This window comes from Sinobaca qinghaiensis, from assembly GCF_003610495.1.
GTDB classification, from domain to species: Bacteria; Bacillota; Bacilli; order Bacillales; family Marinococcaceae; genus Sinobaca; species Sinobaca qinghaiensis.
This window is the reverse complement of the sequence record NZ_RAPK01000002.1, coordinates 1-13,974: the sequence shown is the minus strand read 5'-3', so window position 1 is coordinate 13,974 and position 13,974 is coordinate 1. Positions and strand designations below refer to the sequence as shown.

Below are 13,974 nucleotides of genomic sequence, written 5' to 3'. Positions count from 1 at the left end.
TTGTAATAAACCTTACCAAGATTCCACATAAAGTAGTCATCTCTTATATTCGGTCTATCTAAAACTCTTCTACCTTCATTAATGGAATATAGACCGCCATTAACTGCAGCAACTACTGAAGCAACCTTTTCTTTTTCCGTTGTCCTTAACATCTCTGATACATCAAATCTAAAGTAATAGCCTTGACGTTTTTCAGATTCCAGCAGCATTGATTTATTATAAGCTGCTTCAATTGATGTGATGATAGGAGACAAACAATGCTGCAAAAAGTATATGTTGTTCTGTTCATTAGAGGCGTATTTGTTAGCATCACTATTTAGCATTGATTCAGGAATGTTAAAGATCCTGCAGATCTCTGACATAGTATTCTTTTTAGAACTTGTCAGCTCTAAATCATTAGGATTCAATGAAACAGATTGATATTCTACTCCATCCTCAAGAACAATAGTCTTACCTGAGTTTCCTGCACCGCCATAAATATTCTGAAAGCTATCTCTCAGCTTATCTACAGCTTTTCCTGTAAGCTTACTCTGCACATTTAGAATACCTAAAGGCAAAGCACCATTTTTTAAAATGCCTTTTGTATAGTTCATTTCATCAATAGCAAGTTTAATAATGTCGCTGTTAGTGTTTAGGATACCTTCTCCAGTAACTCCATCTCCACTATTTCTCAGCACTCTAATTAATTCCTCAGGTTCAAACTCATGCATCTCTCCACCTGTATCATGCTGCAGATTAATAACAGCTGTTTCCTTATAGCCGTTTTGTCTGTACTTTGTAACAGAGGCATTTTTAATAGGGATCCGATACAAGGCTAAAAAATTATTTCTAAACTTTTCCGTTTTCGTGTATGCTGCACCATGAAAAAGATAATCACGAATCATAGACTTTTTAAGATTATGTCCGTTCATTAATTCATTAGGCTCATCATTTAAAAGAAATGTTCTCTTGTCATCTGTTACTCTCTCAATTTCATTGTTTTCATCTACCTTATAAAGGTACACAGGAAGTTGAGCAATAGATGAACTAATCAATTCTATTGCTGCAGCAACTGCTGGAATTTTCATTGCTTCTTCTTCAGAAGCAAGTTTCCCATCTCCATAGTAAGATGTAAGAGAAACAGCCCCCATGCTCATGGGTTGACTGCCTCTTTCTTCTACTTCTTTTTCCTTAGTAAATATATCGAATACTCCCAATGACTAAACTTCCTTTTTAAGATATTTGTTAAAGTTAAAATGCTATTAGGCAGAAAGCTTTGCAACAGCTTCTTTATTATAAATTCGACCATCCATATAGGTATCAAAATAGATAAGTTCAGAACCACGCATAGCCTGTGCTGTATCAGCTTGTACCCGTTGAATTGTTGCATTTTTTTGTACTAAGAGCGCATATGCTTCTTGAGGATTCATGAACACTACCGGATTTTCTGCTGTTAGTGATTCCGTTTGATAAACAGGAAAACCAAAAAGTGTACGTACAATTTTATTATTTAATACAATTGTTTCTAGCATTGGTCTACCTGAAGAATCGGTCCAATTAGATACTTTATTAAAATAATTTGTAGACATATAGAAGGCAGCATTTACTTGATAGACTGGTTGCACCTTATTGATTAAATCATTTAGATTATTTAAATTGGGAGAGCTTTCTCCTGAGACACTTAAAACATCAATTTCATTTAAAATACCGTGCATAGAAGTTTCTGATCCATCTCCTGTAAAAATAGAAGCTTCGACAGTTTTTGATACTTTTCTAGCCAATTTTTCAGAGGCAAATTTCACAATATCAATATCAGACCCATACAAAAGACCCTTCGTGATAGAAATAGCTGCTGCAATACGCTTTTTCTCTAAATCTATATGGTCCAAAATATAGCTTTCCTCTTCTAATGATTCAAATTCTTCTCTGAAGCTTGCAGGCTTATCTTCCATTTCTATAGGCATCCTTAGCTTAGGAACATCAGTAAAAAACATTGTTGCTTGGCTAATTACTGGTGAGTTTATCGCCATTTTTTTAACAATGCTATTTGTGATCCAAGTAGGAAGTATTGCAGTTCCTTGAGATTCCATTCTTAGTTCTTTAAACTCTTTCTTTTCTTCTCTTAAAAGTTGTTCTAACTCTCTAAATTCTTGCACCTGTTTTTTTTCTACTGTATTCATTTTCTTATCTCCTTTTTTTCTTTTATTTCTTGCTCTAGACCCTTACAGATCAAACGAATAGCTGTAGCGCTAAACGAATTACTAAATGTTTCTTTTTGATGATTCTTGATTATTGAAATTAAATCATCTGAAATATACAAACTTCTAATTCTGAAACTTCCTTGATGCATTTGTTTTTGCTCCTTTATATTTTTTAAATACAAATAACCCCTTTTAGATTTGAACTAAAAGAGGTTATAAAATGGTTATTTTATTTAGCAGGTCTCTTGCCTTTTCTAACAAAAAGGCAGTTATTCTTTTCTACGAAAAGTTCAAAGTTCAAAACCATTTACTTTTATCTATTGAATATTAATTTTTTAATGCACCTCTCTAATATACACTTGCATTATTTTTTTAATATGCAATACAAAATAATAATGCATTAACAAACGGTCTTTGTTTGTTAAGCAAGACAACTACATTAGTTTTTAATTAGTTTCCAGTACGTTTTTTGCATTTTTTGATTCTGTTTGTTGATTAAAGCTATATTTGTATTATATTCATTTAAAAAATCAGCCATTTTCTTTTTGCCAATGTTCTTTTGTCGCTGATTACCTCTAGCACCAAACTCTTCTACAAAAATTTTGATTAAATCCGATTGGACTATTCCATCATTATTAATATCCTCCTTATATATTTCTAGGTCTATTAAGTTAGACAATCTATTTTCAATTTGTTCTTTAAGAACTTTCTTATTCATATCTACTATTTCAGCAGTTGGAAAATACTGTTTTAAATAGTTTCGATAACGTTCGACATGGTTATCTCCTGGTGTTTGATTAATACTGTTTAATTGTTCATTTTGAAATGTTAAATAAGCTCTTTGTGCTTCAAAACTATTCTCCAATCTTTCTTTGTTTTTCTTAATTAAACCCGTATAAGAATTAACATTGTCAACAAAGATTAGTAGAGTTACATTGCTCTTGCGGATTCGAGCTGCTTGTTGTATAACATTTTCAATCAATTTAGGTTCAAAACTAGCTACCATTTGAAAATTAGGATCTTCAATATTAATCCCTTCTTCAATAACTGAAGTAGAAACAATATTTTCAGCAGGTAGCGATTCTTTTGCGTCACTGATTGCTTGTACTAAATTTTTATCTACGTCATCGTACATATTATCCTTGTTGTTAGGAGAACATAAAAAAGAGCCGCCTAATTTATTGGCTAACTTTTTAGTGTCTTTAATTTTACCAGGCTTAAATGTAAGAAACTTACACTTTTCATGTTGGCTATTTTTAATACGCTCGATCATTTGTTTTTCATCGCTATATAGTTCAATCCGTTTTACTCTTGTTTTGCTTCTATTAAGCTCTCTAAGCGTCTGTACGTGCCATTTATTAATGTAGTGGGTTAAAATATCTGGTGTACCTGTCATAAGCAATTTTACGGCTTGAGACTCCTCTAAAAACTGTACTGCAAGATGAGTCTTTTCATTCCAATGATCAGCTACAAGATAGTGAGCTTCATCCGCAACGATATAATCATACTTTGGTAAGCTGTTGCCTTTTTCCATCTCATTTTGAATATGCTGATATGTTTTGATATGTAATTTCTCTCTATCAAATCCGTAAAATTTCTCAGTTCTAGCTTCTGAAGTATTAGTTAACGTTTGTACCTTTAAACTACTCCTTGGAGATAAATAGAGTACATTTTTTCCTTCTTCTTTCGCAACAGGAATAATTACGTTTTCAAATGTTTTGGTTTTTCCAGCTCCTGGTTCCGCAAATAAACCATAAAACTTTCCAGATTGTAACTCTATAATTTGTTGCTCTGTTAATAAATAATCTTTTTTCATTAGATTGTCTCCTTAGATTTAAGTAATTACTTAGATTTTAAAATGTCATCAATATCAGTTTGAAAATTTTTGTTATCTTCAAATACAAAGACCATTTTATTTGAATTGGTATGATTTTCTATCTTCACAATTCGGTGTCCTTTATCTAGTAAATTGTTTGTTAATCCCTTACTGAATACTCTTCTTACAATTTGTTTTTTCATTTTAATAATCTCCTTAGTATAGATTAATAAGCCCACCTGAGAAAAAGTGGACTTAAATCTATTTTATTTTAATAGATATGGTAAAAAAATTACTATGATATATCAATAGGCTCCAATTGCTTATAAACCTATTCACTATATATGTACGCTTTTAGCACATAATGTGCAGTTTCAGGAAAAATAATTGTACATTATTTTAGCTATAGTCTCTCTACTATATATGTACACTTCTCGAACATTTTAGACACTTTTCAGGAAATTAATTATAGTTTATTTAGATAAAGCTCTCTCACTATATATGTACACTTCTAACGCATAAATAACGGTTTTTGAGAAATTAGTTCTATTTTATTTTAATAGAAACTTCCTCTACTTTATATGTACATTTCTCATGCATAAGTTGCGCTTTTCAAGAAAATAAGTACAGATTATTTTAAATAGATCTCTCTACTGTATATGTATACTTCTCCAACATTTTACACACTTTTTAGGGAATTAATTTTAGATTTTCTGAGATTTCAATTTATCTCTATAACCACTCACTTAAGTATTTCTAATTTGCTCTCAGTGCTTCTCACTGTAGCATTTTTATAATAAAATTCGCCTTTTATAATATAAAAAAGCTGCCTTTTGAGGGCAGCCTTATTTTTTAAATCAATTTCCTTATCTCTGAAAGATAGAATCCCAAGTTTCTGGTCCTACTACTCCATCTACTTGCAACCCTGAATATTCTTGATATGCACGAATGTTTCTCTCTGTTTCTATGCCAAAGATACCATCAACAGCCATTTCCATTCCTCTATCAACTGTTAGAGTTCTTTGAATTTGCGTTACATAATCGCCTCTATCACCGTAGCTGAATAATTCGTTAGGATAGGACTCAGGATCAGATAAACTTTGATACGTATTAGGTCCAACAACGCCATCAACAGCTAATCCAAAAGTATCTTGATAACTTCTTACGCTATCTGCTGTGTTTGGTCCAAAAATACCGTCTACATTCGTTGAAAATCCACTATTATCTAATAACCACTGAACTTCAGAAACATAGTCACTTCTCTGATCACCTTGACGGAGAATAACATCCCCATTTGTTAAAGCTAAAAAGATATTAAAATCTTCGTTAAATTCCTCATGTCCGGTTTCTACAGCAGAATAATCTGTTGTGCTTGGACCTTCGTATGTAGAAGCTAATGATGCAGATGGACTAGCCACCATACCTAATGCTAATGCGCCTGCTAAACTTACCTTTGCAAATTTCCTCAAAAGAAAAACCCCCATAAAATAGTATATTGTACCATTTTATGTTTTCCACTAATTGTATAATAATAAACTTATTTAAAGTTAGATTTTATACATTACTCTCTCTACTACACATCTACACTTCCAGCGCATAATGTGCAGTTATAATTTAATTTAGTATAAAAAACTAGAATGAATTTAATCATTCTAGTTAACTTTCAAGTTTTATATTAAAGATAGTCTATCAAAATAATCTTTCAAAAAAATCTGACACATAACCATAAACATAAATATTTGCGATAGGTAGCAACCAACCAGCTATTATTGTGAGGATAAACCACAGTTTCGATTTTTTCTTATAGGTATAGATCGTCATTAGTAATGCCAAAACCCAACCTATCGAAAGAAGGATTCCGTAGTCGTTTACTCCGTCGCCTTCAGCGATTAGTCCAGTCATTCCAATCGTAACAATAAAAAACGTGAACATTCCACTTAATGTAATGTTAACGACTAAGAAAAAAGTGTACACACTAGAAGTATAGATGCAATTCCTCCTTTTTCATGTTATAGATATTAAAAACTTAACATAAAAACTCCTTATATTTCCATTTTTCTAATGAATATAGTAAGCAATTGCACTATAAGATGTATACAGATTTGTAATACTACGCTTGTAAAAGACCGCTCTCCTATCCTTCATTACTAGTAACAATGATTTTTATACCAAATTTAATTTACATTCTCAAAGGCTTTGAAAATGTTTCCATATCAGGGGGTTCAATATCTAAGTCTTTATGCATTTTTACAGCAAGGTCGTGTAGAGCTGCATCTGCAACTGATTGACTTTCCATTATTTCTTCAAAACCCTTACCAGTTTTAAAAATATTTTCTGCTTGTTTATGGATATCTTTTTCTAAAACAATTTTTCTAAAGTGCATGTAACTGTTTATAACTTCTTCAGAACTTGAAAATATTACTCCTATTTTATTTAGAGCTGAAAAAAATACAGCACCTTCAGCTATTTTTTTAGATTCACTAATGCCAGGTGCTCCACCGACAATAACGTTTCTGTGTCCCATGAAGTCAGCTAATAATGAAAGTTTTAATTCTGTTCTTTGATGTTCATACCTTTCACTAACTTCACTTGAAAATATATCTTTTTGAGCTTTGACCTGTTTAGAAGAAGCTAAATAGCTACCAATGATTGTACAAATCCCCCCGATCAAAACACCAATAATACTTCCAAGTCCAAGCCATAATTCAAGTGACTGGCTTCCCATAAGACCCCCACCTTTCACAATGTATAACACCTTTATAATGTACACTACCAAGAACAAAAAATACATTATAAAGAATGGATGAACTTTATTAATTCATGTTTGGACGCAAAAGTTCATTTCAGGAGGGTGTGTGCAAACGAAGGGTGCGAGGTTATTATGCTAGGCTTCTTCTTTTTTCTCAGAAATTAAGGGGAACTTTATTTTTTCTCATACTCTCCTCCTAAAGAAGATATTTATTTTAATTGATAATTGCGTAATTGTTTTTTACACCATTGGATCTCTACTTCAGTAGCTGCTCTTTTCATATCTATGTTTAACACATGAACATGTCCTTGGATAACTACATTATCTTTTTCTCCAAGCTCACTGATAAGTTCACACATGCTATAAATTTCTTCATCCTCGTCAATTAAATCATTTGCTTGCTTTATTCTTACAAACTCCCTTAAACCTGGCAAAATAGCTTCTAATAGATAATAGTTGTTATTAGATATGTTCATAATCGACCCCACTTATGTAATTTAAAGGAAATTTTTTATGTTCTTATTATATCAAAAACCACCAGACAAAGATTTTCTATTTGGTTGATTTTATCTTATAAAACAACAAAATAAAAAACCCTCTCACATATCACATAGAAAGGGTTTTAATTACATGGGTTTATAATCAATAACTTTTTCTTTCATTAGAATTTTTTCAGTGTAATAACTTGGACCTAAATGTTGAACTGTCTCACTATTGAAATCAATTTTATCTTTGTATTTATTAATCAAGTCTGACGATTTTTCCTCTGAAAGACTAAATTCATTCATCATTGTATAAAACATTCCATCAACAAAATACTCTTCTGCAAGATTAGATTTACTTCTAGACTTGTGTGCAACCCTAGCTCTAAGTCTAGCCTTGCTTCTACTTCTTGATGTAGGTTTAATAACTAACTTATTAGCCATAAGAATCCTCCTCGCTAACATTCATGTTATTATCTTTATTTTATCACAAATCTCTTGACTTTTTACAACCAATTGATTTTGCGTTTTAAATTCCTCTCTCACTGATAATTTTAAAAATGCTTCAATATCTCTTTTTTTCTCATAAGTTCTAACAGCTCTTCCAACGACTTTATCAGCCATTCTGCCAAATATTAATGGAAAATTATCGTCAACTTCAAAATCAAAATCTTTATAATACTTTGATCTGTTTTTTAATATAATTCTAGCCCATTCTTCATCAAAATCATTCACTATCAGTATATTTTCTTCAGATAAATCCAGTTCTACTTCTAATACTGCTGAAATGGAATCTTCTTCATTTTCATTAAAAGTATCAATCTCAGCTTTTTTATTAGCCCAAATTTCCGCTTGTTTTTTATCATAAGTAAGATAAAAACCTTTACCAAAATCAGAAAAAATTTGAGAACTGTAATTAAAAATAATTCCATCTTCCTTAATTTTATTTACTGAAGACAGATTTGTTCCATGATACCAAACCTTGTAGCTCCTTAAATTATCTCTTTCTTTTTTCAAAAACTCTTCAAAATAGCTCATTGAGTAGGCTCCTGTTCATCAAGCTAGTTAGTTATATTTTTTGTATAAAAGAATTATTTTATACAAATTAATTAAAAGGATAAGCAATCAATAGAATTTATACCTTCTTAGAAGCTCATATTAGAAATTATAGGAGCTTCTTAAGGTATTGGTCATTAACTAGAAAATATTCCTAGAACAGGATACTAGTAAGGTTATAATTGATTGGTTTTTAATCATTAAGCCAATCGAATGTTAAAGGGTGCTCTGAGTCTAAGTGACGATAATTAGCAGCTACTATTCCATGCTTTAAATTATGTTTGTACAAAGTATTATCTAAACACGACTTATAATATGGCACGTAGTTGTTAATATTCTCTTTGTTTAGATTTATCTCATCTCTTACTCTTTTTATAACTTCTTGAGATAGTCCTTTTAAGCGATATTCTTTTTCTAATTCAAAACATTGGTCTTCTTCTGTAGAAGTTATTTGATTATCAGTATGATAAGTATTGTTAACGTCTATTGTTAACAAATCAGTATTATTAATTTTAGTATTATTAGTTCTAGTATTATTTAACGGTTGTTTTGACGGTTCTGTTACCTCCGTTTTGGCGGTGTTAGTACCTCCGTTTTGGCGGTGCTGGATTTGGCGGTCATTTGAGCTTTTATTAACAGTTGAACTACTGTCATTATCAGTACCGTCATTTTGGCGGTTCTTGTTCATCTTGTTATTTTCATTACCGTTTTTGTTCCAATCATCCATTAAGCGATAAATCCCGGATGTAATTTTATAATAGTTTTTCCTGGGTAAACCACGACTTATTTTTTCAATAAGCCCTAATTTAACTAGTTTATTAATTGCTCTTAACGCTGCTTTTTCTTTAAGAGAAGTATTGCGCTCAATATTTTCATATGTGCAATAAAACAATCCATCTTCAGTTAATTCTTCACGATCGCTCCAGTATTTATATAAGCTCACTAACTCAGAATAGATAACTGCTTCTTGCAACCCAATTTCATGAGCCAATTTCTTATTAACAATAATCGAACCATCGCCACGCAATAAATCTAAAATATCCATTATAAAAACCCCTCATCTTTTAAGATTAGGAGTTCTCTCTGTAAGCAATAACTTACTCAATATGAAAAGCATAAACTTAAAATAGGTACACCTTTTCCTTGCATGAAAAAAGAAATGCAGGTATACTATCTTTAAATTAATGTTTTTCTGTTGGGGAACAGAGAAAACTCCGAAGTAGTTAGGTGACAGCCTAGCTACTTCTTTTTTTATATTAAGTATATAATATCTGAATAATAAGCAATTAGCAAACCTAGTTCTATGTAGGTGTACAAGAACTTAGATAAAACATAGATTCTTAAATCACTATTCCAGATTAATATTCGGGATAGTGGTTTTTTTACTTTCCGAAAAGAATCGACCAAAAGCTTTTCTTTTGTTCATCTTTATTAGCACTTTCCAGTTGGCGTTGTTCTTCTTGATAATTTAATTTTTCTTCTATACTTGCCATAGTATTACTTTGTTCTTTAATAAACTCCATAAGGGTTTCTTCACGCTTAGCTGCTTGTTCCTGTTGTTCTTGTAATAAGTTATTCAATCTGTGTACTTCAGTTCCTAAATACTCTAATTTTTCCATTGGAGTAACAAAACTTAAATCTGCAGTATCTTCTGTATAATTTTGATCTCCATCTATAACAGCTATAGCTCTTCTAATAGCATCTTCTAATTTCATTTCATTTTGTTCTTTAAATTCAATTATTTTTTCAAAAATACTAACATCTTGTCGAGTGAAAATAACATATCCATTCTTATTGCGCTTGAATTTCTTGCTTCTAATATCCTCGACCATAGCATAATATTTCCTGGCTGCAGGCTGTGAGATATTTAATTCCTCTGCTAAATGTTTAATACGGTACTCAACTTCCATAGTAGCTATAATACCTCCTAACTTTTAATGGTCTGACTACCTATATAGTCAGTATAATAGATACTATAGCTAATATAAAGGTAAATATAGTTTCTATATTACTTGTATAGTAGATATATAAGTAATTTCACTTACCGTATTTTTGATGTACAAATTGAAACTTGTTAAATATAACATGTGCAATAGCAAGTTCCACTATCCTTTTTAACGTTGTATAGTAGCTATACTAGATAATTAAAGGAGGATAACAATGCATGTAGAAGAGGAAAGAAAAGCTTTAATCTTTTTGAATAAGCATAAAGACACTAAAAGTAAAGACGAAAATGATACATCTATCTACTATATGAATTATTTAGAAGCTAGAGAAACTTTCTCTGATTTAATATGGAATTTTGTATACTATTCAAATAAACCATATTTCAAAAATGCTATAGATCCAAATGATTATTATCAAGAACTGGAGATGTCATTTTGGGAAGCTTTTAGGGATTATGATGTTAATAGGGGGGCTTGTTTTTCAACATATGCCTTTAGTAAGTTAAGAGGAAAGCAGAGTAATATAAATCGATGGAAAAGTGCTAAGAAGAACAACAAAATGGATAAAGTTTCTATAGACAGTTTTATAAGAAATTCTGAATCTATAAAAATAGGGGATATGTTTGCAGATGAAGAGGGGAGAGATCCTGAATCGGAATTACTATCAAAAGAGTTAATAGTGATAATTGAAGAGAATACTAAAGATAGCGAAAAAGGGTTAATGCACATGCTGCTAAATAAGAATCATAATATGATTTCTGAATACGCAAAAACGCATCAAATGAGTCGGCAAAATGCGAATAGAATCTTTAACAAGTATAGAGAGAAAATAAAACCAGTCGTTAAAGTGCAGTATGTAGATTTCAGTTATTAGCAGTATTAAATTAGCTTTCGTAATATGTTATAATAAAGTAGCGTAGACATTAATAAAGGGGATGAGTTTCTTTTACTGACATAAAATTTAATTCTTTAAAGATTGTGTCGGAATTACCCTAAAAGGTCTAGTTTACATAACACATGTTATCGGAAGTAAAAATAGAGGGTTTTTAGCCCTCTATTTTTTATTGTCTATAGGAATACTCAGTAATTACAGTAAATGAAATTATACTGTGCTTAATTAATACTAGCGAAAAGATACAAAACTTATATATTCTTCATATAATTGTCTATGAGTAGCTCCTTTTACAGAAGGCACAATAAAGTGGATCTCTACATCTTGAATAACTTTAATAATGTGGTTGAAGGTTTTTTCCTGATCTATTCTAGAACAAGACGCTAATTGCCCTTTCAATGACAAAATAATTCTTTTTAAGTTAACGTAATCTGTATAAGTATTAACATTTAAAGAGTGGAAATTTTGGATATTTGTATAGATCTTTTTATGTAATTTATTTGGTATATGAAAGTTATTAGTTTTAGGATCTATAATTACTCCAGTGACCAATTTAGGTTGGTCAACTGAAAATCTTCTTATTTTATTTGGATGAAGGCTCAAGTCATATTGAGTAACAATATTATTGATATGACGAATAAAAGATTTGGGTATTTTAACATCACTTGAAAAAGTCATATCGTCTACAAATAAGCTGAAATGAATATTTCTATCTCTGCATTGTTTATAAATTCCATTGAACATATCAAAATAAGCTAGATAAGACATAATGGTACTGGTAGGAAACCCCTGTGGCAAAGATTTTTCTGGATAATGAGGACTCTCCGAAGAAGAATAAGTAGTTAAATCGGTAAGGATTTTTGAAACATCTTCACTCATTAACAGTTTGTTTTTAAAAAATCCGTAAACGTAACTTTCATGAGTAGAGGGGAAAAACGAACGGATATCCGCAGTTTGAATGTATGGATTTTTCTTATGTAAAAATGCATTTGATAAATAATCTCTATTAGGTCTTCCACCATAAACGTAATCGGGTATATTCATAGAGAGCAGAAGTTTATTGATTTTTCTTAGTATCTTTTTATGATTTGGGTCTGCATTGAATAGACGTCTTGTTTTTGGACCGACTCTTTTATCGAAAGACTTAACTTCAGAATAATCAGAAAAGTTTTTTAAGTATTCTACATCGCAATTAAGTATTTTAGCTAGTTTTGTCTTCTTTTGCAAATTTGCTAATGAGTTTTTTTCATCAATAAACAACCTTAACCTCCAAGTTTTTATAATAAAAGAAGCCGAAGAGAGCTTGCACTATTTTCATACCATCTAAGTCCGTTAATTTACTAGAAATAGCAATTCCTAGACTTGATCCTAGGCTGGTAAAAAAACTGAGTAAAAACCAATGCAAATATACATTGTTCTTACTACCTTGCTCGCGAGGGTGTTTTTGGCTTTTAGAACGTCTTCGTTTGCGCTTGTTAACACGCGTAACGCGTGAATTTGCACGATCCATAGTTTTCTCCTTTCCATACATGATTGACCACTATAAGTGGACCCTCTGCATGATCACATCGAAAAGGAAAATAGCAAGATAAAACACCTTACTCTTCGACTCTCTTAGTAGACCCTCTGCTCATTTAAGACAATGCGCATAGGCATCGACCACATGAAGCATAGTCCATAGGCGCATGACCTACAGTATTGAACGCATCACTTAGGCATCTACGGGTCTACAGTGCATCGAGGCGTTGACGAAAGCGCCGCCCCAATTAATTTCGCTTCATAAAGTACTGAACGCTACAGAATTACAGAGGTATTTTCATTGCTTACAAGCCATACTATAATTATATTACTAATTTTCTGGAAACTCAAATATTAACTATAGTTATCAAAATATCCTTCTTAGTGAATACCGAGTTTATTTTAGTGTATTTCTTGTAAAGCTATTACTTTATCATATATAGACCTTTCTTCATTAAATTGTTTCCCTTTTTCTTTTTCAAGACTCTTAGAAAATATTTTAATATCTTTAAGCATTTTTTGATTATTAGCATCTATCTTTTCTAATTTAAAATAAAGATCCTCTAATTTTTCTTTTGGAATTTCGATTATAGGATTCTCTTCTTCTGCATCTTCAATATCAATGCCTCTTGCTGCAATATTTGATTGAGAATAAGCCGGATTGCGAACAACAGAAACCTCAAATAATTCAAGCTCTTCAATTGTTCTATCATAAACTCCTGTAACATTCTCGCTCCATTTGTCTTTTATTGTTCTAAAACCAAAAGACATTTTAGAGAGAATATTTGATTTAATGAGTTCATAATAATCTTTACCCCAGGAAGTAGGAGTAATTGTTGCAGACATAAAAAGACCTTTACTATCTTCTTTCAATATTAAAGAATCATTTGTGGTACTAGAAAGGATTTTACTCTTATCATGTTCTGCTAAAAAATCTATGCCTTGCTTTTGAGCTTTATCAATAGCTCTTTGGAAAGCTCCTTTTAAAATTTTCTCTCTAAAACGTTTATGTCCGCCTAAAATTTCACTAGGTTGACCAGTTTCATTTACATACCCTTCAACAATTAAAGAGCCATTTTCAGTGGCTCTTACTTCTACGTTATTAGCTCTTACTTCCATCTTCTTCATTATTTTCTCCTTTTAATTTTTATCACTTTTATTAAGTGGATTGTCGCCTTCCATATTTTCAGGATCAAAAGTAGCATTAGTGTTAGGAACAAACATTCTACCGTTCTCAGGATTGTAATAAACCTTACCAAGATTCCACATAAAGTAGTCATCTCTTATATTCGGTCTATCTAAAACTCTTCTACCTTCATTAATGGAATATAGACC

16 protein-coding genes and 1 pseudogene are annotated in these 13,974 nt (G+C 31.3%); 1 reads left to right on the top strand and 16 read right to left on the bottom strand.

The window, feature by feature from the left end; translation table 11 throughout:
* The 12 genes from ATL39_RS00320 to ATL39_RS00270 form a co-directional block, all read right to left on the bottom strand.
* On the bottom strand, positions 1-1,196 hold a 1,196-nt coding region (locus ATL39_RS00320; RefSeq protein WP_120191291.1), incomplete at its 3' end, for a phage portal protein.
* A 45-nt stretch (positions 1,197-1,241) separates the two neighbouring features.
* Entirely contained in the window at positions 1,242-2,159 is a 918-nt protein-coding gene (locus tag ATL39_RS00315; RefSeq protein WP_120191290.1) for a phage major capsid protein, read from the bottom strand.
* Positions 2,156-2,329, bottom strand: coding sequence for a hypothetical protein (locus ATL39_RS17280; protein WP_170146786.1), 174 nt, complete (start codon positions 2,327-2,329; stop codon positions 2,156-2,158). The genes ATL39_RS00315 and ATL39_RS17280 overlap by 4 nt, the downstream gene beginning before the upstream one ends.
* Positions 2,330-2,619: 290 nt before the next feature.
* Positions 2,620-3,996, bottom strand: coding sequence for a DEAD/DEAH box helicase family protein (locus ATL39_RS00310; protein WP_120191289.1), 1,377 nt, complete (start codon positions 3,994-3,996; stop codon positions 2,620-2,622).
* Positions 3,997-4,022: 26 nt separating this feature from the next.
* Positions 4,023-4,199: a DUF5659 domain-containing protein gene (locus ATL39_RS17275; RefSeq protein WP_170146785.1), complete on the bottom strand. Its 177-nt coding sequence runs from the start codon at positions 4,197-4,199 to the stop codon at positions 4,023-4,025.
* 663 nt (positions 4,200-4,862) lie between these two features.
* Positions 4,863-5,465, bottom strand: coding sequence for a peptidoglycan-binding domain-containing protein (locus ATL39_RS00305; protein ID WP_170146784.1), 603 nt, complete (start codon positions 5,463-5,465; stop codon positions 4,863-4,865).
* Positions 5,466-6,175: 710 nt separating this feature from the next.
* Complete coding sequence (locus ATL39_RS00295) at positions 6,176-6,721, bottom strand: hypothetical protein (RefSeq protein WP_120191286.1); 546 nt, start codon at positions 6,719-6,721, stop codon at positions 6,176-6,178.
* A 233-nt stretch (positions 6,722-6,954) separates the two neighbouring features.
* Positions 6,955-7,221 (bottom strand): hypothetical protein, encoded by a 267-nt coding sequence (locus tag ATL39_RS00290; RefSeq protein WP_120191285.1) that lies wholly within the window; start codon positions 7,219-7,221, stop codon positions 6,955-6,957.
* Positions 7,222-7,371: 150 nt separating this feature from the next.
* Positions 7,372-7,671: a hypothetical protein gene (locus ATL39_RS00285; protein WP_120191284.1), complete on the bottom strand. Its 300-nt coding sequence runs from the start codon at positions 7,669-7,671 to the stop codon at positions 7,372-7,374.
* A gap of 21 nt (positions 7,672-7,692) precedes the next feature.
* Positions 7,693-8,265 carry a DUF3990 domain-containing protein gene (locus tag ATL39_RS00280; protein ID WP_120191283.1) on the bottom strand — a complete coding sequence of 191 codons (573 nt, stop codon included), beginning with the start codon at positions 8,263-8,265 and terminating at the stop codon, positions 7,693-7,695.
* Positions 8,266-8,476: 211 nt separating this feature from the next.
* A complete protein-coding gene (locus tag ATL39_RS00275) occupies positions 8,477-9,328 on the bottom strand; it encodes a hypothetical protein (protein ID WP_120191282.1) in 852 nt (283 codons plus the stop codon).
* 337 nt (positions 9,329-9,665) lie between these two features.
* Positions 9,666-10,193 carry a MerR family transcriptional regulator gene (locus ATL39_RS00270; protein WP_120191281.1) on the bottom strand — a complete coding sequence of 176 codons (528 nt, stop codon included), beginning with the start codon at positions 10,191-10,193 and terminating at the stop codon, positions 9,666-9,668.
* 250 nt (positions 10,194-10,443) lie between these two features.
* Between ATL39_RS00270 and ATL39_RS00265 the strand changes: the two genes are divergently transcribed.
* A complete protein-coding gene (locus ATL39_RS00265) occupies positions 10,444-11,103 on the top strand; it encodes a sigma factor (RefSeq protein WP_120191280.1) in 660 nt (219 codons plus the stop codon).
* Between the two features lie 249 nt (positions 11,104-11,352).
* Here the strand turns inward: ATL39_RS00265 and ATL39_RS00260 are convergent, their stop codons facing one another.
* The 4 genes and pseudogenes from ATL39_RS00260 to ATL39_RS17270 form a co-directional block, all read right to left on the bottom strand.
* Complete coding sequence (locus ATL39_RS00260; protein ID WP_120191279.1) at positions 11,353-12,381, bottom strand: reverse transcriptase family protein; 1,029 nt, start codon at positions 12,379-12,381, stop codon at positions 11,353-11,355.
* Complete coding sequence (locus ATL39_RS00255) at positions 12,371-12,631, bottom strand: hypothetical protein (RefSeq protein ID WP_120191278.1); 261 nt, start codon at positions 12,629-12,631, stop codon at positions 12,371-12,373. The genes ATL39_RS00260 and ATL39_RS00255 overlap by 11 nt, the downstream gene beginning before the upstream one ends.
* Positions 12,632-13,041: 410 nt before the next feature.
* A complete protein-coding gene (locus ATL39_RS00250; RefSeq protein WP_425452949.1) occupies positions 13,042-13,767 on the bottom strand; it encodes an HK97 family phage prohead protease in 726 nt (241 codons plus the stop codon).
* A gap of 12 nt (positions 13,768-13,779) precedes the next feature.
* A pseudogene (locus ATL39_RS17270) lies at positions 13,780-13,974 on the bottom strand (phage portal protein); the annotation flags it as partial.